Origin of the sequence: Psychrobacter submarinus, assembly GCF_904846685.1 — a bacterium.
GTDB lineage: Bacteria > Pseudomonadota > Gammaproteobacteria > Pseudomonadales > Moraxellaceae > Psychrobacter > Psychrobacter submarinus.
The window spans coordinates 475,580-501,956 of record NZ_CAJHBQ010000002.1; the positions used below are offsets into that span (position 1 = coordinate 475,580).

Annotated in this window: 17 protein-coding genes; 8 read left to right on the forward strand and 9 right to left on the reverse strand. The window is 46.0% G+C overall.

Features of this window, described 5'->3' with window-relative positions:
* Positions 1-4: 4 nt before the first annotated feature.
* The 7 genes from JMY03_RS08195 to JMY03_RS08225 all read right to left on the reverse strand — a co-directional run bounded on the left by JMY03_RS08195 (position 5) and on the right by JMY03_RS08225 (position 5,679).
* Positions 5-208 (reverse strand): LysR substrate-binding domain-containing protein, encoded by a 204-nt coding sequence (locus tag JMY03_RS08195; RefSeq protein ID WP_227675581.1) that lies wholly within the window; start codon positions 206-208, stop codon positions 5-7.
* 174 nt (positions 209-382) lie between these two features.
* Positions 383-1,537: an RNA-guided endonuclease InsQ/TnpB family protein gene (locus JMY03_RS08200; RefSeq protein WP_093071385.1), complete on the reverse strand. Its 1,155-nt coding sequence runs from the start codon at positions 1,535-1,537 to the stop codon at positions 383-385.
* Positions 1,534-2,145, reverse strand: a complete 612-nt coding sequence (locus JMY03_RS08205; RefSeq protein WP_201602830.1) for an IS607 family transposase — start codon at positions 2,143-2,145, stop codon at positions 1,534-1,536. Before JMY03_RS08205 ends, JMY03_RS08200 begins: the two co-directional genes overlap by 4 nt.
* Positions 2,146-2,221: 76 nt before the next feature.
* A complete protein-coding gene (locus JMY03_RS08210) occupies positions 2,222-2,929 on the reverse strand; it encodes a LysR substrate-binding domain-containing protein (protein ID WP_201602833.1) in 708 nt (235 codons plus the stop codon).
* A gap of 112 nt (positions 2,930-3,041) precedes the next feature.
* On the reverse strand, positions 3,042-3,650 hold the full coding sequence (locus JMY03_RS08215; protein WP_201602836.1) for a YceI family protein: 609 nt from the start codon (positions 3,648-3,650) through the stop codon (positions 3,042-3,044).
* A 569-nt stretch (positions 3,651-4,219) separates the two neighbouring features.
* The gene (locus tag JMY03_RS08220; protein ID WP_201602838.1) at positions 4,220-4,546 is read right to left on the reverse strand and encodes a GNAT family N-acetyltransferase; all 327 of its coding nucleotides are present in this window, start codon (positions 4,544-4,546) and stop codon (positions 4,220-4,222) included.
* A 347-nt stretch (positions 4,547-4,893) separates the two neighbouring features.
* Positions 4,894-5,679 carry a UTRA domain-containing protein gene (locus tag JMY03_RS08225; protein WP_201602840.1) on the reverse strand — a complete coding sequence of 262 codons (786 nt, stop codon included), beginning with the start codon at positions 5,677-5,679 and terminating at the stop codon, positions 4,894-4,896.
* 250 nt (positions 5,680-5,929) lie between these two features.
* Here JMY03_RS08225 and hutU point away from each other — a divergent pair, with 250 nt between their 5' ends.
* The 4 genes from hutU (at position 5,930) to hutI (ending at position 11,808) form a co-directional block, all read left to right on the forward strand.
* The gene (gene hutU, locus JMY03_RS08230; RefSeq protein ID WP_201602842.1) at positions 5,930-7,645 is read left to right on the forward strand and encodes a urocanate hydratase; all 1,716 of its coding nucleotides are present in this window, start codon (positions 5,930-5,932) and stop codon (positions 7,643-7,645) included.
* A 74-nt stretch (positions 7,646-7,719) separates the two neighbouring features.
* Positions 7,720-9,282 carry a histidine ammonia-lyase gene (gene hutH / locus JMY03_RS08235; protein ID WP_201602844.1) on the forward strand — a complete coding sequence of 521 codons (1,563 nt, stop codon included), beginning with the start codon at positions 7,720-7,722 and terminating at the stop codon, positions 9,280-9,282.
* A 54-nt stretch (positions 9,283-9,336) separates the two neighbouring features.
* Entirely contained in the window at positions 9,337-10,389 is a 1,053-nt protein-coding gene (gene hutG / locus JMY03_RS08240) for a formimidoylglutamase (protein WP_201602847.1), read from the forward strand.
* Positions 10,390-10,512: 123 nt separating this feature from the next.
* Positions 10,513-11,808: an imidazolonepropionase gene (gene hutI, locus JMY03_RS08245; RefSeq protein WP_201602849.1), complete on the forward strand. Its 1,296-nt coding sequence runs from the start codon at positions 10,513-10,515 to the stop codon at positions 11,806-11,808.
* 112 nt (positions 11,809-11,920) lie between these two features.
* Here the strand turns inward: hutI and JMY03_RS08250 are convergent, their stop codons facing one another.
* Positions 11,921-13,786, reverse strand: coding sequence for a hypothetical protein (locus JMY03_RS08250; RefSeq protein WP_201602851.1), 1,866 nt, complete (start codon positions 13,784-13,786; stop codon positions 11,921-11,923).
* Between the two features lie 51 nt (positions 13,787-13,837).
* On the reverse strand, positions 13,838-15,754 hold the full coding sequence (locus JMY03_RS08255; protein WP_201602854.1) for a hypothetical protein: 1,917 nt from the start codon (positions 15,752-15,754) through the stop codon (positions 13,838-13,840).
* Between the two features lie 478 nt (positions 15,755-16,232).
* Between JMY03_RS08255 and JMY03_RS08260 the strand changes: the two genes are divergently transcribed.
* The 4 genes from JMY03_RS08260 to dnaE all read left to right on the forward strand — a co-directional run bounded on the left by JMY03_RS08260 (position 16,233) and on the right by dnaE (position 26,307).
* Positions 16,233-18,875, forward strand: a complete 2,643-nt coding sequence (locus JMY03_RS08260; protein ID WP_201602857.1) for an alpha/beta fold hydrolase — start codon at positions 16,233-16,235, stop codon at positions 18,873-18,875.
* A gap of 6 nt (positions 18,876-18,881) precedes the next feature.
* The gene (locus JMY03_RS08265) at positions 18,882-20,072 is read left to right on the forward strand and encodes a patatin-like phospholipase family protein (protein ID WP_201602860.1); all 1,191 of its coding nucleotides are present in this window, start codon (positions 18,882-18,884) and stop codon (positions 20,070-20,072) included.
* A 112-nt stretch (positions 20,073-20,184) separates the two neighbouring features.
* On the forward strand, positions 20,185-22,086 hold the full coding sequence (gene ggt / locus JMY03_RS08270; RefSeq protein WP_201602863.1) for a gamma-glutamyltransferase: 1,902 nt from the start codon (positions 20,185-20,187) through the stop codon (positions 22,084-22,086).
* 534 nt (positions 22,087-22,620) lie between these two features.
* Complete coding sequence (gene dnaE / locus JMY03_RS08275) at positions 22,621-26,307, forward strand: DNA polymerase III subunit alpha (protein WP_201602866.1); 3,687 nt, start codon at positions 22,621-22,623, stop codon at positions 26,305-26,307.
* Positions 26,308-26,377 lie beyond the last annotated feature (70 nt).

Below are 26,377 nucleotides of genomic sequence, written 5' to 3' on the forward strand. Positions count from 1 at the left end.
GCACTTATAGAGGGTTATCCCAGTAAGGATCATCACCCAAACGCTCAGCAATAAAGTCAATTAAGTAGCGGCAGCGCTGCGACAAAAATCGATTTTTTGGATAGACAGCATAAGCATTTAAGGTCGGCAGTTGATAGTCCTCAAGCAAAGATACCAAATCACCGCTTGCCAAGGTCTTATAGGTAATAAAAGTAGGCAAAAAAGCAATACCTTGACCGTTCCAAAAATCTTACTCAAACCTAGCCAATATTGACTATTAGATAGGTTTGACGTTTTCTTTCTGCTTCATTGTCACGCGCTATTTCTCATTTGAGATTTAGACTGACCACGACTCCACAGACTTTTTTAATTGGCGATGGAACTCACCGTCCAATAAACAGGATTATGCAGCTGTTAAAATAACAGTCGCGTTATTTAAAATATTGATGCTGGCGTTGAGGTCACGGTCATGAGAAACCTGACAGTTAGGGCACAACCACTCACGCATTTTCAATGTTAGCTCATCTTTACCAAGGATATGATTGCAGTTTGAACAGGTTTTTGAGCTTGGGTAGAAGGGTCCGACTGATTTCACAACCTTGCCTTGCTCAGTGGCTTTGTAGATAAGCTGTCGCTTAAACTCAAAGAAACCCAAGTCACTGATAGCTCTTGATAGCCGCCTGTTCTTAACCATACCTTTGACATTCAAATCCTCAATCGCAATCACATCGAACTCATTAACCAGACTTGTTGTGATTTGATGGAGAGAATCTTGCCTAATACACCTGATCTTATAGTGCAAACGAGAGAGCTTGGTTTTCGCTTTTTCTCTGTTTTTACTGCCTTTTTTAGTGCGACTGAGCGCTTTGTTTAGCGTTCTTAGTTTTTTAAGGTTTGCTTGAAGTGGTTTTGGCGCTTTAATTTTAGTGCCGTCTGATAAAACCAGTAAGTCGGTAATACCAAGATCAACACCAACGCTTTTACCTGTCTTTTTAGTAGGAATTACAGCTTTTTGTATTTCAACAGCCACACTAACAAACCACTTACCGCCACGTTTAGAGATGGTGGCTGACATGATCTTGCCGTCAAAACGTAAAGCTTCTTTTAAGCGAACCCAGCCCAAGTTTGGGATACGAATGGATTTACCTTTAATGGCAAATTGGTCGTTGGATAAACTGAATCTATCGTCACGGCCTTTTTTACGAGCGGTTGGGTATTTCGCTAAGCCTTTAAAGAAGTTGTTATAAGCATCACCCAACTGCATGATTGCCGCCTGCGGAGCGCATTTGGTCACTTCCAGCATATAGGGGAATAATTCACGCTTAATGGCGTTCAATTCGCGTCTGAGCTTCGCCTGTGAGGGCTTGTTTAGATTTTTAGTATCAACCTCAACGCCTGCGGCCAAACACGCATCACGGTACGCTTTGTCAAGCGCATACTGCCGCTGCCACTCATGCAAAGCCCAGTTGTAGGCTTTTCTCGCCACGCCACAAGCACGAGCAAGGTGATTTGCCTGTACGTTGTTTGGCTTGAGTTCGATAATGTGTCCACGGATCATAATGCTTTTTTAACCGCCTCTATTAATTGTTGGTTTTTCTTGCTGCGAGAGCCGTATAGCCTCGCTGAAAATACGGTGATAATCTCCAATACATCTTGGGCTAATTCTTGCTCAAAACTCAACTCTTCACCTTGATTGATTATTACCACTTCAACGTCACGAGCCTCACACAACATGAAAACCAGTTCTGCACCAAATCGTAAAAGCCTGTCTTTATGGGTAATTACCAGCCGTTCAACTTTATTGCCCAGTATGTCATCAAGCAGGTTTTTTAAGCCTTTCTTTTTATAATTCATTCCACTACCAAGATCGGTAATCGTCTCAAAAGTCCAGCCTTGCCTGGCACAATAAAGTTCCAAAACTTGAGACTGGCGAAGTAAGTCGTCTTTTTGATCACGACTCGACACACGAGCATAAGCAATGGTTTTTCGGTCTAATTTAGGTGGTGTATTCAAGGAATGCGGTCTGATTTCACTTAAATCATATCGCCTATGCCCGTTTTCGGTTCGCTTGGCGACTAACGTACCATCCTCATCCCAACGTCTTAATGTGGATTGAGCAACCCCGAAATGTTTGGCAGCCTCCCCAATACTAACCAGTTTCCCCATAACTTGCTCTCTATATTATAGATATAATCTATCTATTATAGTAATAAATAGGTAGTTTTGTATATATTTTATTTAACTATTTGCAACCCTTTACTGCCATATCGAGTAAAAAGTCGCCGTTATTGGCTTTTACTTTTGATTGAGTAGCGACTGTATGCGTTTTACCTTCGGCGTCCGTTAGCGCTATGCTGCTATCTTTGCCAAGGCCATACTGCAAAAACTGATGCTCCTTGAGATCTTCTAAAGTTTTTGGCGTGCCCATTTTTTTTAGATAATCAGGACTCGCGCACAGAGCGTAACGAATCAGCGCTAAACGCTTGGCTTGATGTGTAGAGTCTTGCAATTCTCTAATACGAATGGCCAACTCAAAGCCCTCTTCGACCAGATCTACATGACGATCAGAGAAGTCCAGCTCAAAGCTCAAGCCGGGATGCTGATTGGCAAAATCATCAATTACACCGCTAAGATGCATCAAACCAAAAGTCAACGGCGCGGTCATCTTCAGTGTACCTTCGATACGCGTAGGCGAGCCGCTGGTCTGCTCGTTGAGCGCGTCAACTTCGTTCAATATACTGCACGCTCGCTGATAGTACTGCTCGCCAGCCTCAGTCAGATTAGATTGACGCGTGGTTCGGCTGATAAGCTGATTACCTAAGCGCATCTCTAAATCTTTTAGGCGCCGACTTACCGCTGACTTAGCGATATTTAATTGCTCAGCGGCTTTGGTGATACTACCTGCTTCGACAACACGTACAAACATCGACATGTCTTCAAACTGTCCCATGTTAACCGCCTTATTATGGTTTATTTCAAAAAAGTAAGGGAGATTCTATCTAGAGAACCTCCCTTACTCAATCAAAAGTTAGCTGACAAACTAAGTTAGCACTTAAAAGCGGCTATTTGAGATCAGCTTGTTTGCTACCCTCAACCTGCACCACTAGCTTGACGTTTTTCATGATACCGCCGTCTGTGTAGGTATCGATACCCCATTTGGTTCTGTCGATAGTGGTTTCAAAATCACCACCGCAAGCCTCGACGCCTAATACTGGGCTGTCGTAGCAATTGAACTTAGTGGCTGTCAAAGTTACCGGATGCGTCTCCCCTAGTAAGGTCAGATCGCCGGTGACTGTTTTGACTTTATCACCATCAAACTGCCAGTTGGTAGATTTGAAATATGCCGTTGGATATTCTTTGACATTAAAAAAATCTTCAGATTTTAGATGATTATCAAAGGCTTTGAGTCCTGTGCTCAAGCTGCCCATAGGAATAGTAATGCCAACGAAGCCCTTTTGTGCTTCAGGCGCGTACTCAAGGATACCTGACAAATCGTAGAAACCGCCTGCATTGGTAGAAGTACCGAAGTGATCTACGCTAAAGCGTACCGCAGTGTGCTTGGGATCGAGCTCATAAGTTGCAGCGTGTCCAACTGTGCTAAGTACACCAAGACCACTGACAGCGGCGATAGCGACAGCGCGATTGGCTTGTTTTAAAAATTGTGAGGCCATATTAGATCATCCTTTTATTGAGTACAGACTAATTAAGTCAAACCGTTTAAGTACAAATCAGTTAAGTGCAGTTAAGTTAAGTTAAACGAGCTAAGCACAGAGATTTGCATTCATGTAAATGCACGCTTTATTAAGCATGCCTAATAGATTAAGACACTAATTTTAGCAAAAACTAGAAAAAATAAATGCCGAACCTGCTAAAGATATGTGTCATTGCGTTGCTTTTTGTATGGTTTTACCAAAGCCACTTGTCAAATGTTTATTCTTACTATATAAGCCCTATACTAATTGCTTAACTACTATATTAGTAGCGCAATTAATAATGCAATTTCAGTATCTTTAACACACATAACTTTTGGCACTTATAACTTAAAACACATCAAAGCTTGATATCTCGCAGAAGCGCTATTTTTGACCGCTTTTATGATTGCAACAAGAAAAGAAGCCATGATTCGTCATGGCTTCTTTGTTGGCTATTACTATCGTACTATCTATATCGGCTTAGCAGCTTAAGTTAGTACCTTGATACCTTAGCTTAATACCTTAGCTTAATACCTTAGCTTAATACCTTAAGCTGTTGCGTCATGAAATACCGAATTGGCTTGGTATTCTGGATGCTTGTCGATATAGGACTTTACATAAGGACAAGTGGGTTTGACCCGTAAACCTTTAGCCGCTGCATCGTCTAAGATATATTTGACTAAGTAGCCTGCGATACCTTGGCCGCTAAGCGCATCAGGCACTTCAGTATGTTTATACTCAATACCCTTCTCGCCTTGAGAGGTGGTAAAGAATTCGTAATCCTCTAAAGCGATTTGATCATCGATATGAATTTCAAAACGTTTTTTGTCTTTATTATCAATAACTTCGTAATTCATCTCACCTTGATTCGACATTGTTATTCTCTTTTTATGGTTTGGATTTAATACGCCAATTCATATTAGGGCGTGTCCCTATTTCAAAAATGATGATGAAAATGAGATAAATCGCAGGCAAACAAGGAAAATAGCGCAGGTAATATCAAGATATTGACCAGCTATTTGACACCGTTTGCCAAAGATTTAGCCATTTTTAGCCCATTTAGTCATAAACGCTTGAATTAGGGACACGCCCTAGTAGCTTATGTCAACAACAGCGCAGATATTATAGTACGTCAATTGTATGCTTTTTTTAGCTTAGCCTCTTTAAACTTGATAATAGCGATAAGCGTTTGATAACGGACTAAAATAACAATCATCACTAATCATAGCTCCCCTGCAAACTGATAGCGCTCGCCGGCATGCCACATCTTTACCACCGTTAGCACCTTACCCGCTGAATAAGTCTGGCGCTGGAGCATTAAAGTTGGCGAATTAGGCGCTATTTGTAGAGCTTGAGCGATATCTTTAGGCGCCGCTAGCGCTTGAATAGTATAGCTACCTCGCTCTAATGGAGTCTGCTCAATCAGATAGTCACTAGTATTCACGGCCCTAAAATCTTGCTCTATAAAATCAGGCAACTGCTGCGCGTCAACCCAGCGCTCTTCGAACTGTATTGGTAGCCCATCAGCCAAATGGATAATTTTCACCTCATATACTAGTGCTTCTGGCAGATCCTCTTTTGCTAACTGAGCGCTATTACTTTGCTTAGACTTTACTAGGATATCGCTAAACCTATCGTGCACTTCTTTAGGCAACTCGTTTGCTAAAGTTTCTTGGGTAAGACTTCGCGTGCTCACCACTTGCGCTTGATAATCGCGATTGGCGGACTTTAGATCCTCAGCGATATTACGCACCTCGACAAAGGTATGATTAAACTGCTGCTGCGCTACAAAGGTGCCAGAGCCTTGGCGGCGCTCTAATACCCGCTCTTCACTGAGCTCTTTTAACGCCCGGTTGACCGTCATACGCGACACCCCAAACTCTTCTGCGAGCGCCATCTCGGTCGATATCGCCTCTCCTGCCTGCCATTTACCGCTATGAATGTTATGCAGAATTGCTGTCTTAATACGCTGATACGCCGGGCTTTTTTTACTATTTTTGGTAGTCATTTCAATTATACCTATTGCTTCGCCCTGTCGTTACAGGGCATCAGCCTGCACTGAGAGCACATTCTTATGAGATTATGAGCCTTACTATAACCATCATTATACGATTTTGACAGAGTCAATAATGATAAAAAGTACTTGCAAGCCGATTCAATTATTGATAATTTGTATATACAACTTTTCGTACAAATATGTATAGCGTAATTATTTACTAATACCGAAACTGCTTTTTAGATAATCATAAGGAATGATGATGACTACTCCATTAGCCCCTCAAGAGTCTACCTTTACTCGCCGTGATGACAGCCGTGAAATCGCTGCGCCTACTGGTAGCGAGCTGCACTGTAAAAGCTGGCTGACCGAAGCGCCGTTTCGTATGCTACAAAATAACTTACATCCCGATGTCGCCGAAAACCCAAAGAGCTTAGTCGTTTATGGCGGTATCGGCCGCGCGGCGCGCAATTGGGAGAGCTATGATCAGATATTAGAATCTCTCAAAGAACTTGAAGATAACCAAACGCTGTTGGTGCAATCTGGCAAACCGGTGGGCGTATTTCAAACTCATGAAGACGCGCCGCGCGTCTTGATTGCCAACTCAAACCTAGTACCGCGCTGGGCGACATGGGAGCACTTTAACGAACTCGATCGTAAAGACTTATTTATGTATGGGCAGATGACAGCGGGGAGCTGGATCTACATCGGGACTCAAGGCATTGTACAGGGCACTTACGAGACCTTTGTCGAGGCAGGTCGTCAGCATTATGATGGCGACTGGAGCGGACGCTGGATCTTGACTGCTGGACTTGGCGGCATGGGCGGCGCGCAGCCGCTAGCGGCGACTTTTGCCGGCGCAACCTCCTTGAACATCGAATGCCAGCAATCAAGCATCGATTTTCGTTTGCGTACCGGTTACGTCGATAAGCAAGCGGACGATCTCGACCATGCCTACGAGCTGATCAAGCAGCACACTGCCGCAGGCGAAGCGATCTCTATCGCCCTACTCGGCAATGCCGCCGATATTTTACCCGAGATAGTTAAGCGCGCTCGTGAAGGAGACATCAAACCTGATTTGGTGACCGATCAAACCTCAGCGCATGACCTGATCAATGGTTATCTGCCAAGCGGCTGGAGCGTTGATGAGTGGAAGGCGGCGCAAGAAGACCCAAGTCAACACCAAGCTCTGACCAAAGCGGCGGCGCAGTCTTGCGCGGTGCATGTACAGGCCATGCTAGATCTACAAGCGATGGATATTCCAGCGACTGACTACGGTAACAATATCCGCCAGGTCGCGTTTGATGAAGGCGTCAAAGATGCCTTTAATTTCCCAGGCTTTGTCCCTGCTTATATCCGCCCGCTGTTTTGCCAAGGTAAAGGGCCGTTTCGCTGGATCGCCTTATCAGGAGATCCTGAAGACATCTACAAAACCGATCAGAAAATCAAAGAGCTGTTCCCAGAAAACACCCACGTACATCGCTGGCTTGATATGGCAAAAGAGCGTATCCACTTTCAAGGCTTGCCGGCGCGGATCTGTTGGCTTGGTCTTGGTGAGCGTGACAAAGCGGGTCTGGCCTTTAACGAGATGGTCAAAAACGGCGAGCTCAAAGGCCCCATCGTCATCGGCCGTGACCATTTAGACACCGGTTCGGTTGCCAGCCCCAACCGTGAGACCGAAAGCATGAAAGATGGCACGGATGCGGTCTCTGATTGGGCGCTACTCAACGCTATGCTCAACGTTGCAGGCGGCGCCACTTGGGTATCGCTGCATCACGGCGGCGGCGTTGGTATGGGCTACTCACAGCACTCAGGTATGGTGATTGTCGCTGATGGTACAGATGCCGCAGCCAAACGCTTGTCACGCGTGCTCGTCAATGACTGCGGTTCAGGCGTTATGCGTCATGCCGATGCAGGTTATGAGCTGGCGATCAAAACCGCTAAAGACTACGGCTTAAATTTGCCAATGATGAAATAAGTAGCAGTCGACTGCCCTATAACATACTCATATTAATTGAAATTCTAAAAAACCTACTTACCAGGATAGCTTTCATGACCACTATAAAGAAAATGACCCTAACGCCTCGCAAGCTTAGCTTTGCTATGCTCCGCGATATTTATGACAATCCGGTGACGCTAACCCTACCTGAGAGTGCTTACGCGGATATTGACGCCTCTCATAACAATGTCAAAACCATTATTGAGCGTGATAAGAGCGCCTACGGCATTAACACCGGCTTTGGTCTGCTTGCCAAAACCCGCATCAGTGATGACCAGCTTGAGCTGCTACAGCGTAACCTAATCATTTCTCACTCGGTAGGTACGGGTGACGCGCTACCAGAGGGCGTGGTGCGCCTGATTATGGTGATGAAAGTTGCTAGCCTAGCACAAGGTGTGTCTGGCGTACGTCGCGAGGTGGTAGATAGTTTACTTGGTTTAATCAACAATCAAATCACCCCAAATATCCCAGCCAAAGGCTCAGTTGGTGCCTCTGGTGACTTAGCGCCACTATCACATATGACACTTGCGATGATGGGCGAAGGTGATGTGTTTGTCGCTGGTAAAAAAGTGCCAGCTGCTGATGCCCTAGCAAAGCATGGACTTGAGCCTATTACTCTTGCAGCCAAAGAAGGGCTGGCACTGATCAATGGCACTCAAGTGTCGACCGCTTTGGCACTACGCGGTTACTTCTTAGCGCGTGACCTACTCGAGACCGCTACTATCATAGGCTCGATGTCGATCGATGCTGCTAAAGGTTCAGATGCCCCGTTCGATGCGCGTATTCATGAAGTGCGTGGTCATCATGGGCAGATTCAGATTGCTCAGGCGCATAGAAGCTTGATCGAAGGCAGCGCAATTCGTGCCTCACACGCGGGCGAGCAAGATGATCGCGTACAAGATCCCTACTGTCTGCGCTGTCAGCCGCAAGTGATGGGTGCTTGCTTGGACATTATCAATCAAGCCGGGCAAACGCTACTTATCGAAGCCAATGCAGTGACTGATAATCCGCTGATTTTCAATAATGAAGATGGCCCCGTGGCAATCTCTGGCGGTAATTTCCATGCCGAGCCGGTGGCTTTTGCCGCTGATATCTTGGCATTAGCGATCGCTGAGATCGGCTCGATGTCAGAGCGCAGAGTTGCCCTACTGATCGATGCGACTTTATCCGCAGGCTTGCCGCCATTCTTGGTTGAGAACGCGGGAGTCAATTCAGGCTTTATGATTGCTCATGTCACTGCCGCAGCGCTAGCTTCAGAAAACAAATCTATCGCCCATCCTGGTAGCGTCGATAGCATCCCAACATCTGCTAACCAAGAAGATCATGTATCGATGGCAACGTATGCAGCGCGCCGACTATATGAGATGGTACAAAACACATCGACCATTGTCGGTATAGAGCTGCTGGCTGCCGGACAAGGTATCGATTTTCGACAAGGTCTTGATACCTCAAAGCCCCTGCAAACCGCTCATAACAGCTTGCGTGATAAAGTGAGCTTTTATGATAAAGACCGCTATCTTGCGCCTGATATTGAAGCGGCCAAACAGCTGGTATTAAGTGGTGAGCTCACGCGCCACTGGCAAGATTTGCGCGCAGACTGGTATCTATCAAAGTAGCGCCTTGTATTAGCAGCGCCTTGTATTAATAGAGCATTGTAAAGGAGCCCGATCATGCCAGCCATCATGGTACAGCATACAAAAGCGGATATGAGTCTGTGGACAGGCCGCGTTGAGCCATTCGAGACACAGCGCGCCCGCTATTGGTATCAGCTTGCTCAGCCCTATGATTTTGATAAAGCAGGTCAGCGCGTTGGCTTAGTAGGCTTTGCTTGCGATCAAGGCGTGCGCCGCAATCAAGGTCGCATTGGCGCACGGGCTGCACCGCCACTACTAAAAAGCACTTTTGCTAGTCTCCCTGTTATCAAAGAGATTCAAGACAGCTTTGAGGGTAAGCTGACAACTTTAATGGCTGATGCCGGCGACATCGAGTGTGAGGACAATGATGAGTTTGCTGAACAAATCTTGGAGGAGGCGCAGCAGCGCTATGCTGATGTCATTACAAGTGTGATTAAACAAGGCAGCCTAGCGATCGGGCTTGGCGGTGGTCATGCCATAGCTTATGGTAGCTTTTTGGGTCTATGGCAGGCGCTGCAAATAAAGCATAATAATCAAGATCAGATAAAGGCTCAAGCGATGCCTACTATTGGTATTATTAATTTTGACGCGCACCTTGATATTCGTGCCTCTGATGTTGCCACATCCGGTACGCCTTTTCGGCAAATTGCTGAGCATCTACAAGCCTTTAATCAGCCTTTTCATTACTGTTGCATTGGCGTCAGTCGTCTATCAAACACTGCTGCCCTATTTGATCGCGCCGATGATTTAGGCGTGCAAATCATTAGCGATGAAGACTGTAATCATAAAAAATGGAAAAAGCTAGCGTCGCAAATCACTCACTTTATCGAGCAAGTGGACATTATCTATCTTACGATTGATATGGATTGTATGCCAGCAAGCGTGGTGCCTGGTGTTAGCGCTCCGGCAGCTTATGGTATCAATTTGGGTTTTGTGGAGCGCGCGGTCAAACTCATCATGGACTCAGGCAAAGTTAAAATAGCAGATATTGCCGAGATTAATCCCACTTATGATATTGACAACCGCAGTTGTAAGGTGGCGGCGCGTCTATTATCTACCATCGTTGAGCGCTACTTACTGACTATATAATTTAATAAAACCTGAATAATTTAATAAAACCTGAGTTAAATAGTGCATGAAATGCACTCTACCCCGTTTCGATTGAAAACTATAAACGCGCTAGCTTTCACCTAAAATAAGCAGGAGCATATTATGACCAACTCTACCAAACAGATCAATAATGATAACGCTATGACATCGTTTGACAGCCTTATTATAAATGCCAATCTCGCGACTTTTTCGGCTGAGTATGGCTTTGATATAAGTGCAGATAATAACAGTCATAATATGCCCTACGGTCAGCTAGAAAATGCCGCTATCGGTATTAACAATGGCAAAATTGCTTGGATAGGCGCTCAAAATGAGATATCAAGCTTTTTATCTAGCTATCAAAACCAGCAGATTACTGATGCTAAGGGCAACTGGATAACGCCAGGTCTCGTTGATTGTCATACTCATCTGGTATATGCCGGTAACCGCAGCAACGAGTTTGAAGCGCGCCTACATGGTGCCAGCTATCAAGATATCGCCGAGCAAGGCGGCGGTATCGTCTCAACAGTGAGATCTACCCGCGCGGCTAGTATTGATGAGCTATTCGCGCAAAGTGAGAAGCGGCTACTTGCACTCATGCGCGAGGGCGTGACTAGTATCGAGATCAAGTCCGGCTATGGTTTAGATTTGGAGACTGAGCGTAAAATGCTCACCGTCGCCCGTCAGCTTAGCGAAAAACATCATATCGATGTCAGCACCAGCTATCTTGCCGCCCACGCCTTGCCTCCAGAGTATACAGACCGCGCTGATGAATATATCGAGCAAGTGTGTGAGTGGTTGCCTATCTTGCATCGTGAGGGCTTAGTCGATGCTGTCGATGGCTTTTGTGAAGGGATAGCTTTTAGTAGTGAGCAAATCAGAAAGGTTTTTGGAGTGGCGCGCGCGCTTGAATTGCCGGTCAAGCTGCATTCAGAGCAGCTCTCTAATATTGGCGCGAGTGCACTGGTCGCTGATTATCAAGGACTATCTAGTGATCACTTAGAGCATTTATCAGAGGACGATATCAAGAAGATGGCCGCAAGCGACACCGTCGCAGTATTATTACCCGGCGCATTTTATACGTTACGTGATACTAAGCTGCCACCGATAGAGACTTTGCGTCAGCACAAGGTTTCAATGGCTATCTCCACCGATTGCAACCCTGGCACCTCACCCCTAACTTCTTTGCTGCTCGCGATGAATATGGGCTGTACGTTGTTTTACTTAACGCCAGAAGAGGTGCTCGCAGGAGCTACGGTTCATGCGGCCAAGGCACTAGGATTAAACAACAAGGGCAGAATCGCTGTCGGCTGCGATGCAGACTTAGTACTGTGGGACATCGCCCGCCCTGCTGATCTGGCTTATCAGATCGGGCTCAATCCTATCTTAGGAACGATGTATCAAGGTCAATGGCGCTAATTTATAACCATAAGACTTATGACTTAGGTCTTGTTGAATATAATAACCGCTTGACGCTATCGTTAAATAGCGCCAAGGGGTTTAGTTTATACTTAGAGTTTAGCTAAAACCGCTACTCTGCAACCTCTTCCTCAACAGCTTCTAGGTTCGTCTGTTGATACTGTGCTGGCTTTACGATTCCACTGTACATGGTCTTGGCCATAGGCAAAGTGCTATAGAGCATTTTCCCAATTGCAGTACCATTGCCTTCTTCATAATACTGCATCAGTTCACGCCCGTACTTCCTGATATCGATACTATTACTAGCATTGGGGATTTGTTTATCCGCTGGCAAGTTTGGGAACGCTATAGCTGAGGAGACAGGCATATATTGCTGCAGAACATCGATTGTCAGCCCTTTATTGACTTTTTGTGAGTCTGCATATTGGCTACGCTGATGCTGCCATTGTATCTGCCCGCGTGGGCTCAAACCATATAGCGTTTGAATCATTGGCTGCTGGTTTGCAACTTTATTATTCATCGCTTCATTATCAGAACGCGCTGCGCCTTCGAATACGTCATTGACGATACTATCTGCTTGTCGATCGGTGACGTTTTTCATCAAGGATAAAGCTTGCTGCACGAGTACTTTGCTAGTGAGCTTAGTCGCATCAGGGCGAGGAGCGCTTGGCTCATAAGCCTTGGCTTCTTTTATAAGCTCAGGATACTGATTAGTCATCCGCTCATAAAAGATACTGACGTAATCTTTATAAAACTGCTCATAGCTCTCAGCACTTTGTACGCGGCGGATGACTTGCGGCGTTTGCTGCATAGTATTTAGCTGCGGCGTAGGCAGTTTGGGCGATAGAGTCGCTAAAGTCGTCGGCGCAATATAGTCAAACTGACTCTCGGGCGCCGCTTCATAAGTGCGGTCTAAGGCTTCAAAGTGCGCCTTAATCACTGACTTACCGAAGCCTTTGGGCAAGCTACCATCATCAAGCGCTAAGCGTAGCCATTTGTTTTGCCACTGAGTGCCAAGCTTATCATCGGCAAATTCAGAGGTCAGTAGTGCAAAGTTATCAGCCCATAGATAGATATTACCGGTCTTAAAATCGACATAGATAGGCTGACTAATAGTAGTACGATTATTACGCGCATGATACTGAGCGCTCATCAGCATCGTAAACCTGCCAGCTAGCGGCTGATAAACGCCTTGCGCATTGATGGATAAAGGCTTGAGCAAATACGCGTCAAGCAATTGCGCTTTTTTAATATCGAGTGGCGTTGATTTATCCTCATAGTTATCAAATAGCTGCTGATAATAAGGGCTTACCGCCTGTGAAGTACTTCCATTCTGTTTTTCATTAAGAGGATTGCCCTTTATCGTACTGGTTTCAAGGATAGTGGCGCCCTCTTGCCCTTCCGCTTCGATAGCTAACGGTTCACTGACTTCGACTATAGCTTCATTCTCGTCACTGTCATAGTCATCATAATAGTCATCATAGCTATCATAATAGTCATCAGCTCTCTTAGCCTGCCAAGCTTGATAAGCGTCCCTACACGCTAAATATTTGTTTTTAAGTGCGCTGCGCTGTACCTTATACTGCGGTGCGGACAGCTCTAAGTTTTGCGCTTGTGCTTGGGCAATCAAATCTGCATAGGCCTGATCATGGGTCTCTTCACAATACCTGGCGGCAGTCTCTGCGGCGACTAGTTGCATTTGGTCTACATTGGTAAACTGCTGCTCATTGCTGATCTCAATGTTGCTATGGTAACTAAACGAGCTACGGCGCTGTTTTTTTAGAGCGCTCTCTAAGCTTGTTTTTGCCGCGTTTTGACTGGCGGCAACATTAGTCACACTGCTTGGGTTGGTACTCATAGACTGGCAACCCGTTAGCGCTACACTACCGACCAACAAGGCGCTACTGACTAGCGAGCGCTTAGCCATAATGGTATTTGTAGCTACAGATAACGCTACTGGCTTGATTTGAGTTTTCATTTTTTATCCTTAAAAAGCTTAATACTAATTTTAAATTAGTTATATCCTTTATTAATCTGCGCTATTAGTAGCGTTATCCATGTCGTTGTCATCGTCAGCACTTTCATAGCCATTTTCGTATGCATCTTCATAAGCGTAGTCATAACGTGCGTAGCGAGCCTGCTCTAATCTTTGTTTTTGTTGATGTTGCTCGGCAAGCCAAGCGTTGCCATCAAGTGCGGGCTGCGAGTTTGCGCCAAATGTTTGCGTCAGTAGTGGAGTTAATGGACTACTCTCAAAGCTGCGGCGATCATAGCGTACTTGGTTCAATACAGTCGTGTTTGAGCCCATCAAGTCGCCACCGAAATTGATCCGTTGCTGCTTAGCCAGTAACTCATCTGAGCTATCAAGGTAGTAGTAATTCACTTGATTAAAGGAGATAGGGAAGATCGCTTCTACCAGCTGCAATAAGGCACCGACATCAGCGCTTTGATAGCCCTTATTGTAGAGCTGTATTTTATCTATTGCCTTTTTTAGCATAGCGTTATCTGGGTACTGAACAGGATTAGCGTCGACATATTGTTGTAGCGACTGGCTCATATATTTGAGCATTTTGCCGATGATCTCGCCTGTTTGCTTGCTACCAAAGTTAACTTTGACTGCTCGCGCGGCGCCCACTTGTTTTGCAAATTCATCTTCTCGAATATCAACGGCGCTGAAGTGTTCGGGCGCCAACTCTGCCATGCTTGCCTGCATAGCATTGATAGCAGCGTCATAGATGACTGCAGTTGGCACTTGAGAAGTGATAGCCTCAGGTAAACCAAAGTCCACCGTATGCGCTGTCATCTGCGTTGGCGTATCCTCAGGATTGGCTAAAGCCACTAGCGGCATGATAAGCGCTGGATCTAAGGTGACTTTACTGGTATTGAAATCTAAAGCTAACGGCAACTGCACCGATGAGCTGATAGTAGGTGCAGCGTAATCGTAGCTGTAGACGCTCTTAAACTGGCGCTGTTTTGGTAGATATTGACTAACGCTATTAAAGGTCAAATATTTATACTGATAAGCGTTGGTAGCTGCGACTTGCTCGGGGGTTTTATGCAGCATATCTAAAACCATACTGATAGCGCCAGGAGTGGAGGATTTGACCGGATTGGCTGCAGGGTTGGTTGGTTTAACCTTCTCGCTTTGTTTGGCCGCTTGCAGTGCTTCAAAATCTGCCAACCACTGTTTTGGATTGTTACTGGCTATACGCGCGCGCAAGCTAGTATCGCGGCTGCCATTGTTATAACCCTCTGCGGTTTCACCGTAGTAATCATAGCCGCTGCGATCATAACCGTATTCGTCATAACCATCGATATCGTAGCCATCGCTATCATACTCATAACCATCCACTTCATAAGCGACTTCAAAGTCAGCCGCTGCGCTCACTGCATCTGCAGCGGTTTCGTTATGGCTTTCATAGTCGTTATAGTTATTATAGTCATCATAGTCATAATCGCTATGATTTTCGTAATCATCATTCTCTTGCGCTTCGCGATGGCCGTAGACTTCAAGAATCGTTCTGAGTAACCCTGTCGAGCCAGCATCGATACTATCGGCATCGATAAAAGGCACGGCATTATAGTTAGCCTGTGCCACCGCGACATGCTCAGTCGCTAAATGTTGACGAATAGCACTTATTAAATGACGTTTGGCTTGGCTATCACTATTAGGGAAGCGGGTTTGATCGAAGAGCTGCTCATAACGCTCGTCGTGCGCTTGTAGGCTTTGATTAAAAGCTTCACTTTGTGCTTGCATAACCGCAGGGTCGACAACGCTAAAATCGATGAGCGCAGCGGAGCTGTGATTAGAGCTATCTAACGACTTATTAGACTGACAACCGCTCATAACCGCAGAGCTACTCGCTAATAGTAACGTATAACTGGCGCGCGATAGCCATTTGCGTTTGGTACGCTGCGGATGCGCCATCGGCATAGAAATTGGCATCAACTTTAGCATTGAAAGTGAATATGGTGATTTCTTGTGATGAATAACTGACATAAAAATCCCTTTTTTTGTTTTAAGTTATCTAGTGCTATACAGGGTTGCTACCATTTGCTTCGGTTAATTTAGCTCCATTGTAGTTGCTTGATACAATAAACGTTACGATTGAGCAACATATCAGCAAGTTTAAGGGATATTACGAAAAAAAGGAGATATTTATTCAAAAAAATATTAGGGACACGCCCTAATTCTGTTCATACAAAAATTGGCTAAATAATCCCTAGAACTAATGTTTGATTTTATTTATCTTAACGCTTTATAGTTGTGGTAGGATTTGTTAGTACTTTTACATCTGCGCTTATTGGTCAGTTGTCATTTTATCACTCGTATCTGAACCTTATTGACTATGTCTATATATCAGCTAAAGACTCAATTTCAAAATCAGTTGCGGCCTATCAGTGATGCCTTGGTAAGTTTTGGCGTGAGTGCCAATCAAGTCACTGTTAGCGCTATTGTGCTTAGTGCTGGTAGCGCTTATGTTATAGCCAATATAGCGCCGCAAGCGAATAATAACACCCTAACGAACAACCCTACTGAGCGAAATGCGCGTATCTGGCTCATATTACCTGTAGCGCTCTTTATACGTATGGCATTAAACGCCATCGATGGCATGATGGCAAAGGAGCACCAGCAAGCCTCAAATCTAGGAGCGGTGCTCAATGAAGGTGGTGATATAGTCTCAGACTATTTATTAATAGCGAGTTTGTCCCCGCATATACCTACCACTACTGGCAACAAGCTATATTTTAGTCCTAAGGCTTTACAGCTTCCACAGGATCTGTCTTCCGCCAAACTCTCCAATCACACTCATCTAAAGCTCATTAATAGCTTAAGTATGCTAACGGAAGTGGTGGCCATTAGTGCCAGTCTAACCACTGGTGAACGCGCCAATCATGGGCCATTGGGTAAAAGCGATCGAGCCTTTGAGTTAGGCGCTATTGGGTTTTTTATGGCCTTTGCTCAGCCTTGCGTTAATTGTATGGCTCATCGTCAGCCTCGTATTGGTTATATAAAGCCTTTATTTTTGCTCAATCAGCTATTACTCATCAAGACCTCGCTTAATCGCCTCGCTTTTATCGCAAAGTTTTACTTCAACCACTATCATCCGCCGCCAATAGCCAAGTCTGTCGAGGCCTCTTCCACCATTCGTTCACAAGGACGCGCTAATATGCCAACCGAACCTACTCATAAAGCTGAAAAAAACTCTGTCAAAGCATCAGCCAATACCGCTAACATATCAGCTCGTATTATCACTGAGCACAGCTGCTTTAATGCTTACGATGGTACGGCGCTCTATTATCGCTATTGGTTAACCATGCCATTAGCGCAATTGGCTAATCTATCTAAGCAACAGTCCGAGCAAAAGCAAGTCATCCTCTTGCACCGAGGTCATGAGCATTCGGGACGTTTAACAGAGTTAGCAGAGCGCTTTGTCCAAGCCGGTTATCAAGTGTTTGCTTGGGATGCACGCGGTAATGGGCGCTCAGGCGGTATCAAAGACCACGCCGATAGCGTTACAGAGCTTGAGCGCGACCTCAATGACTTTGTGACCTTAGTCACTCAGCAAACAGGTATTGGCTTAGAAGATACTGTGATCGTGGCCAGTAGTATAGGAGCGGTATTAGCCGCGGCTTGGGTGCATGATTATGCGCCAAATATTCGCGGTATGATCCTTGGCACGCCGGCGCTCAGCATCCGTCTATATATTCCCTTTGCGATTCCGGCTCTTAAAGTCGCGCGTAAATTTGGTTTGATGTCCAGAGTATCGAGCTATGTCAAAGCGCAAGTCCTGACCCATGATAAAGACGCGCAAGCCGCTTATAATGCAGACCCACTGATTTCAGGATCAATATCAAGTGACTTGCTTATTGACACTCATGCAACCGGTCAACGTCTGCTTGATGATGCTGGCGCTATTACCGCGCCAACTTTTATACTATGCGCGGGCAAAGACTATGTGGTCGACAAGCAAGCTGAACGTCAGTTTTATGAGCAATTAAGCTCACCTAATAAGCGCTGGCAGCTATACCCAGATAGCTTTCATGCGATATTTCATGAGACTAATAAGGCTGATATCTTCGCTGATTGTATCGACTTTGCCGATAGCTTATTCGCGAACAGCACTGATAAAGTGGATCTAACCGGCGCTCACCTCAATAGCGCCAGTAAAGATAAAGTCGATCGCCTCGCGATTAAACCCTTTAACCCAAGCTTTGCTATGACCCGCTTTGCTATGCAAAAATTCGGCCATGTCAGCGATGCTATCGCTACCGGCCTAGAGCATGGTTTTGACTCTGGCAGCTCGCTTGACAAAGTCTATGCCAACACGCCGAAAGGTAGCAATGCTTTTGGTAAAGCGGTCGATAAGTTTTATCTGAGCAATATCGGTTGGCAAGGGATTCGGATACGCCGTCAGCATTTGTTAGAGCTTGGGCGAAAGGCACTGGATCAGCGTATGCAAATCCTGACTATAAACAGCGAAACCGAAAATAATGAGTCAACGTTAAGTATTCTCGATATTGCTAGTGGTAATGGTTATTACGTTTTTGATTTATTAGCAGAGTATGAGCAACTACAAGCTGAGATGCGCGATTATGACGCGCACAATGTGCAAGTGATCACAAATAAGGCAGTCAAATTAGGCTTAGATAATCGGGTCAATGCGGTGCAAAAAGACGCTTTTGATGATGCCAGCTATAAAGATAATCAAGGCAATAATTTACCAAATGTCAAAAATAGTGCCGCAAACGCCTTCGATGTAGCAATCGCTTCAGGGGTGTTTGAATTATTCTCCGACAATACCTTGGTCAGTACTGCGCTCGCAGGTATAAATGACAGCTTAGCGCCTAACGGTTATTTGCTTTATACCAATCAGCCATGGCATCCTGAGCAAGAGTTTATCAGCAAAACCTTAAACAATCATCGCGGCAGTAGCTGGGTGATGCGCTGCCGCTCGCAAGCAGAGATGGATCAGCTTGTCACGCAGGCAGGGTTTAAAAAGATTGATATGCGCATCGATCGCTTTGGTATTTTTACCGTATCTTTGGCGATAAAAGTGGACTAGTCTCCAATGAATAACGATAGCTTACTTGAGTCCAAACCTTATCAACGCGTGCAGCTATTCTCGGGTGGTGGCTACCGTTTTGGCTACTATTTAGGCAGTTACGCCGCTTTGTGTGAGTACGGCCTAAAGCCTGATTTGATACTAGCCACTTGCGGCGGGAGTCTAGCCAGCCTTTTAGTCAATATCGCCCCAGACCCAGAAGATCTAAAACTATTAATTGAGAGTAAGGCGCTCTATAACGTCGTAAAATCCAGTCGGCATCGGCAAGATTTTACGCTAAGCGCAAAACAACGAAAACCTAGCTATTTTTATCAAGGGCTAAAACGCTTAGGACTATCAACAAGCGCTTCTAGGACTTTAAAATTACATCAGCGCGAAACTTATGATGAGCTGTTGGCAGAATTACATAATTTTGCCATGTTTGAGATTGCCGACGAGACGACTTGGCTAGATGAATTGATCCAGCTACAACCAAGCCTTGACATGAATGCTTTTCCTGATACTGCGATTATTGCTAGCCGTCTTGTGCCCACAGAAGACTCGCTAAAACAAATGCATCAAGCAAAAAACCTGCAGCTGGCTGCCAAATTACAAGAAGTGTTATTCACCCCAGATCATCTGCGCGCTTGTATCGATAAGCAAACTTTAGCTTGCCCTACTCATCGCTATGCTCCTATGCGTATTATGCAAGCGCTTCATCTTGTTACGGATTGGGATATTGCGCAAGCGGTCAGAGCATCGATGGCAGATATGTACTATCTGCAGCCGACGTTTATCGAAGGGCTGGGTTGGAGCTTAGGCGGCGTTATAGATTTGACACCTATCGAGTTGGCAGCTCAGTTTGGCAATAGCGTATTTGCTGAAACCAAAGCGGGCTATGATAGAGTACTAGCGGCACCTGCGATTCAGCGTATTTTTGGCTTTGATCCTAATGAAAGATTAGCTGAGGTTTTGTCCTTTAAGGCTGATAAGAATAGTACTAACGATATTGAGCAAAATAAGATTCATTGGTTGCCCTTCGCTGATAATGGCAAAGCCCTAGCCGGTCAACATGCACGTAAACGACTTAATGTACGGCAAGGACGAATTGATCTCATTCATGCTGATTACGACGACTTTGTACAGCAAATGCAAGCGCAGTGGCACTATGGCCATCAGCGTACGCTTAAATATTTACAGGCGAATGACTTGGCTTAGTTATTTTTATCTCCTATAGAGCGCGTCCTCATTTTGAGAGGATATAAACTCTATCGTTAACTAAAATACCTGCTCGCTAGCCTCTACTCTAACTCGTTAAAAGGACGTTACGATGATACCTTCAAAAATCAATTTTAACAGGGCTACTTTACTTCTGAGTAGTACCCTTTTGCTAGCAATATCTGCTCACAGCGCGGAAAACCGCCCAGTAGTGACGAATAACACCGCTATCAATACTAGCGCTATCAACTTAGCGGCTATGACTGAGAACCCAACCCTCATCTCTGAAACTCAGCGCGTAACTGTAGCTAAGTCAAATGCGGCACCCAACGCTTTGTCCTCTCCTGCTACCGCTAAAGCCGAACAAGCTATCTATTCAGGCGCGGCTATTCAGCATCCGTTATGGGCCAAAAACGGCATGGTCGCAAGCCAAGAAGCACTGGCCTCAGATATAGGGCTACAAATTCTAAAAGACGGCGGCAATGCTGTTGATGCAGCGGTCGCGGTAGGTTTTGCTTTGGCCGTGACCCTGCCGCGAGCCGGTAATATTGGCGGCGGCGGTTTTATGATGATTTATGATGCCAAGCAAGATAAGACCATTGCCCTTGATTACCGCGAAAAAGCGCCTAGTCGTGCGACGCGCGATATGTATTTGGATGCTAATGGCGAAGCAATCAGTGATTTGTCGCGTTATCACGGCTTAGCGGTTGGCGTGCCGGGTACCGTTGCCGGACTACTTAAAGCGCTTGAGGATCACGGCACTATGACGCGCCAGCAAGTGATGGCACCTGCTATAGCGCTGGCAGCTGATGGTATTGACGTCACCGCAGGCTTGTCTGAATCTTTGGAGGCTTTAAAAGAGCGGCTACAAAAGTGGCCAAGTACCAAAAAGATATTCTTCAAACCTGATGGCAGTACCTATCAGCCTGGTGAGCGTTTGCGTCAGCCAGAGCTTGCGCGCTCGCTACAGCTTATTGCTGATAAAGGCGCAGATGGTTTTTATAAGGGAGATACTGCAAGCAAAATCGTGAAAGCGGTCAACGCGGCTGGCGGTGCTATGAGCTTGCAGGACTTAGCAGATTATGAGGCCATTGTTCGCGAGCCTGTGACCGGCAACTACCGCGGCTATGAGATTGTCTCTATGCCGCCGCCGTCCTCTGGTGGCATTCACATCGTACAGATATTAAATATCCTAGAAGGCTATCCGCTCAAGGACTATGGACAAAATAGCGCGCAAACGATTCATCTGATGAGCGAGGCGATGCAGTTGGCTTATGCCGATCGAGCGGAGTATTTAGGCGATTCTGACTTTGTCGATGTGCCGACTAGCGGACTGACCGCCCGTCCTTACGCCAACAAACTACGCAGCCTAATCGATCCTAATAAGGCCACGCCAGCGGCTAGTATCAAAGCCAATAACCCACTGCCCTATGAGAGCGATCAAACCACGCATTTTTCTATCGTTGATCAAGCCGGTAACGCAGTAGCCAATACCTATACGCTCAATTTCTCTTATGGCACCGGCCTTGTCGCCGAAGGTACAGGCATACTGCTCAACAATGAGATGGATGATTTCTCTGCTAAGCCTGGCACCCCAAACGCCTATGGACTTATCGGCGGCGCGGCAAACGCCGTTGAAGCGGGCAAACGTCCTTTATCTTCTATGAGCCCGACCTTAGTATTTAAAGACAGTAAGCCCTATATCGTCACTGGCAGTCCCGGTGGTAGCCGTATCATCACTACCGTTACCCAAATCATCTCAAACGTTATCGACCACGATATGAATATCGCTGAGGCCACGCACGCGCCGCGTATCCATGATCAGTGGCTGCCTGATGAGATTCGTGTTGAGAAAGCTCTCAATATCGATACGGTAAAAAAGCTAGAATCTATGGGGCATAAAGTCAGCCCCAAAGACACTATGGGCTCGACGCAGTCTATTATGCTGACACCTACTGGAATTTATGGTGCTTCTGATCCACGTATTGTCGATGCGGCGGTGGTTGGCTATTAGTGGTATCAAGCTATGAATGTGGCCTATAAAATAAACGTAACGAGCCCTCTTTACTATGCAGGTATAGAAGGCAGGTATAGAAGGCAGGTATAGAAGGCTTTTGTCGTCGCTAATAAGCATAGAACACTCATACGTTTAGATGCGCTACTGGTATGAACTTTACTTATTTTCTATTTGCTTGCTGCTTGCTTCCTACCTGTCTTTGATGCTGCGCAAGCTTTATTGAAAATTAAACCTCTCAGTCGTACGTTATCGTTTATAGTGTATTCACTATATGTTATCCATTTATCTTCTGAGCTTCTTACGCCATCAATAGCGTTTGAAAATGTAGCTGTCAGTATCAAAAAATGCTATCATTAACGGCTGACACAAAAGCTGTCGCTATTGTATGAATAGCGCTTGTTGCGAGGTAAGTTCCTGATAATAAGCACTATTTTTTATAAGAAACTCATTACAACGTGATGAACACAATAGCAAAATAGCACCTTTATCTGATCTCCAACTCGCTTTTCTCCTGGCTTTTAAGAGTACCCTATGGCATTTGTACACCTTGGCATTCATAGCGAATATTCTATTACTGACTCTATCGTGCGTATCAAGCCACTTATTAAGGCGGCGGCGGCAGATAATCAGCAAGCACTAGCACTGACTGATTTATCCAACCTTTATGCGACAGTGAAGTTTTATCGCGGCTGTTTGAACGCTGGTATCAAGCCTATCATCGGCAGCGAAGTCATCATGGACGATGAAGACACGAGACTGACGTTACTGGCTATGGATAATGAGGGCTATCAAAACATCACTCGTATCGTCTCGCTAGGCTTCACCGAGGGCCGCGCTGATCCTGCCAATCATGGCACCCCTATCGTCAAGCGTAGTGACATCCTTGCTCATGCCGCCGGCGTTATTGTCTTATTTACTGAAAAATCTGATGTCGGACAGGCGCTTATTGGCTCTATGCCAGAGCGCGCAGATGAGCTCCTTGTTGAATGGCAGGCCAAATTTGCCGATCGCTTATACTTTGCAATAAAACGTACCAATCGCAGCGGTGAAGATGCGTTTATTCAAGCGGCTATTCATGCTGGCGCTAAGCATCGTATAGCACTAGTGGCTCACAATGACGTGCGTTTTTTACAGCAAGAGGATTTCGATGCTCATGAAGCCCGTGTGTGTATTGCCGGCTCTTACGTGTTAGCAGATGCCAATCGTCCGCGGAATTATTCTGATGAGCAGTACTTAAAAACTCAAGCACAAATGCAGCAGCTGTTCGCTGATATTCCGCAAGTTATCGATAATACCATCCGCCTAGCCACCCGCTGTAATGTGACACTGACGCTAGGCATCAACGTGTTGCCTGATTTTCCTGTGCCTGAGGGCGAGACCATAGAGTCGTTTTTTCGAGCCGAATCGCAGCGCGGTCTTGAGCACCGACTGGACAAGCTGTTTCCTGTGGCTGAGCGCGACGAGAGCTGGAGCGACTTTCGTAAGCAGTACGATGAGCGTTTAGAGTATGAGCTAGAGATTATCTTATCGATGGGCTTTCCTGGTTACTTCTTAATCGTTATGGACTTTATCCGCTGGGCAAAAGCCAACGGCGTGCCTGTCGGTCCGGGGCGTGGCTCTGGCGCTGGCTCCTTAGTGGCCTATGCACTGAACATTACTGACCTTGATCCCATCCATTATGACTTGCTCTTTGAGCGTTTTTTGAACCCTGAACGGGTATCGATGCCCGATTTCGATATTGACTTTTGTATCGAAGGTCGCGACCGCGTCATCGATTATGTGGCGCAAACTTACGGCCGTGAAGCGGTCTCACAAATCATCACCTTCGGTACTATGGCGGCAAAAGCGGTGGTGCGTGATGTGGCGCGGGTACAAAGCAAGTCATACTTTTTGGCCAATAAAATCTCTAAATTGATTCCTAAAACGCCTGGCATCACTCTCAGCCAAGCGCTAGAGCAAGAGCCGCAGCTCAAAGACTTAATCTCCAATCCAGACAATATGGACTATGAAGATGCCATCGAGATTTGGGAGATGGCGGTCAAATTAGAGGGCGTGTGCCGTAACGTCGGTAAGCATGCCGGCGGCGTACTGATCGCGCCGCATAGGATCACTGATTTTAGCGCTATTTATTGTGATGACGAAGGTCACCGTGTTAGTCAGTTTGACAAAGACGATGTCGAAGATGTCGGACTAGTGAAGTTTGACTTTTTGGGACTACGTAACTTAACTGTCATCGATGCGGCAGTGAAAAACATCAATGAGCGCCGCGCTCGTGAAGGTAAAGAGGCTTTAGTATTAGAAGATTTGCCACTAGATGACAGCAAAGCCTATAAACTACTTCAAGATGCCAAAACCACCGCCGTGTTTCAGTTAGAGAGCATGGGTATGAAAAAGTACCTAGCCAAGCTGCAACCAACGAACATCGAAGATGTCATCGCGATGTGCGCCCTCTACCGTCCCGGCCCTCTCGATGCCGGCATGGTAGAGATGTACATTGACCGTAAGCATGGCCGCGAAGAAGTCATCTACGATCATCCCAATCTTGAACCGATACTGCAAAACACCAACGGCGTTATTGTCTATCAAGAGCAAGTAATGCAGATCTCGCAGGTCATGGCCGGTTACAGTCTCGGCGGTGCGGATATGCTGCGCCGAGCTATGGGTAAAAAGAAACCCGAAGAGATGGCCAAACAGCGCGATATCTTTGTCACTGGTGCCACCGATCAAGGTATCGATGAGGTCACCTCAGGCGGTGTATTTGATTTGATGGAGAAGTTCGCCGGTTATGGTTTTAACCGCTCGCATTCTGCTGCTTATGGGGTGCTCGCTTATCAGACCGCTTATCTTAAGCAGTACTACCCTGCCGAATTTATGGCTGCGGTACTGACATCCGATATGAACAACACCGACAACGTGGTGTTCTTTATCAATGACTGCCGTGAAAACTTTGGATTGACTGTAGACAATCCATCGGTAAACCGCAGTGAATGGCACTTTGTCGCTGACACCCCGACCAATATTATCTACGGCCTAGGCGCAATCAAAGGCGTCGGAGAAGGCGCGGTTGAATCTATTGTTGAAGCGCGTCGCCTTGATGGACCTTTTACCGACTTATACGACTTTTGTCGCCGTGTCGATATTAAAAAGGTCAATAAACGCACGCTTGAAGCTTTGGTCAGTGCCGGCTGCTTTGATGACTTTGCTGCTACGCTACGGCCTGACTTGCCAAGCGATGCCGCTTATGAGATACGCGGCGCATTGATGAGTCAATTGCCAAGCGCGGTGCAAGCCGCTGAACAAGACCGCAAAAATGGCGAGCTTGGCATGATGGATCTGTTCGGTGAGATGGACAGCGTGGTTGCTGCGCCGCCGCTGAAAATGACGCCCGAGCTAATTTGGGGCGATAAGCACCGCCTAAAAGCTGAGAAGAATACTTTAGGCCTGTATCTCACCGGTCACCCGATTAATGAGTATTTAGATGAGCTCAAACGCTATACTTCAGGGACGCGGCTCAACAAACTCACTGACACCGGCTATAACGGTAGCTGTTATTTCGCGGGTCTGATTATCGACATGGCAAACTTTGGTAATCGCCATGTCATTACCTTAGATGATGGCACCTCACGGCTTGAGGTCAGCTGCTATGCTGAGCGTTTTAATCGCGTCAAAGAGCAGTTAAAAGTCGATGAGGTGGTCATCATTAAAGGCAGTATCCGTGAGCGTGATGGACGCCTATTTGCTCGCCTTGATAATGCGTTGACGATGGTCGATGCGCGTCTGCGCTGGCTTAAAAAGATCAGTATCAAAGTGCACCATGAAGATCTTAATCTGCTTGCTCGCTTGCAGCCTTTATTAAAATCAGCACAAGCTGACATCATTCCAGCGCCAAGACTATCCCACTATGGCGAGGATGATGAGCTAGAAGGCGGCGCTCAAGACTATTACGATAGCGCTATGGGTGCAAGCTTATATGACGAGGACGGCAATGACCTTATGGCCTTAGATACAAATGCTGCTAATACTGCTGAAGATAATTTTACTTCTAATGATGGCGTCATAAATGACAACTGTACGCCGCTTGGCCTCAGCGTCTACGCCGATTATGGCATCGCCAATGTCGGCTTATCAGAGCATTGGCGCGTCTATCCTAATGATGATAATCTACAACAGTTGAAAACAATGATCAGTGATGACAACCTACATTTTCATTATAACTAAAACCTATACCACTGATGGCAGTATAAGTCGTTAGTAAACTTAACTTAGTCCACTTTTTCTTACCCTTATT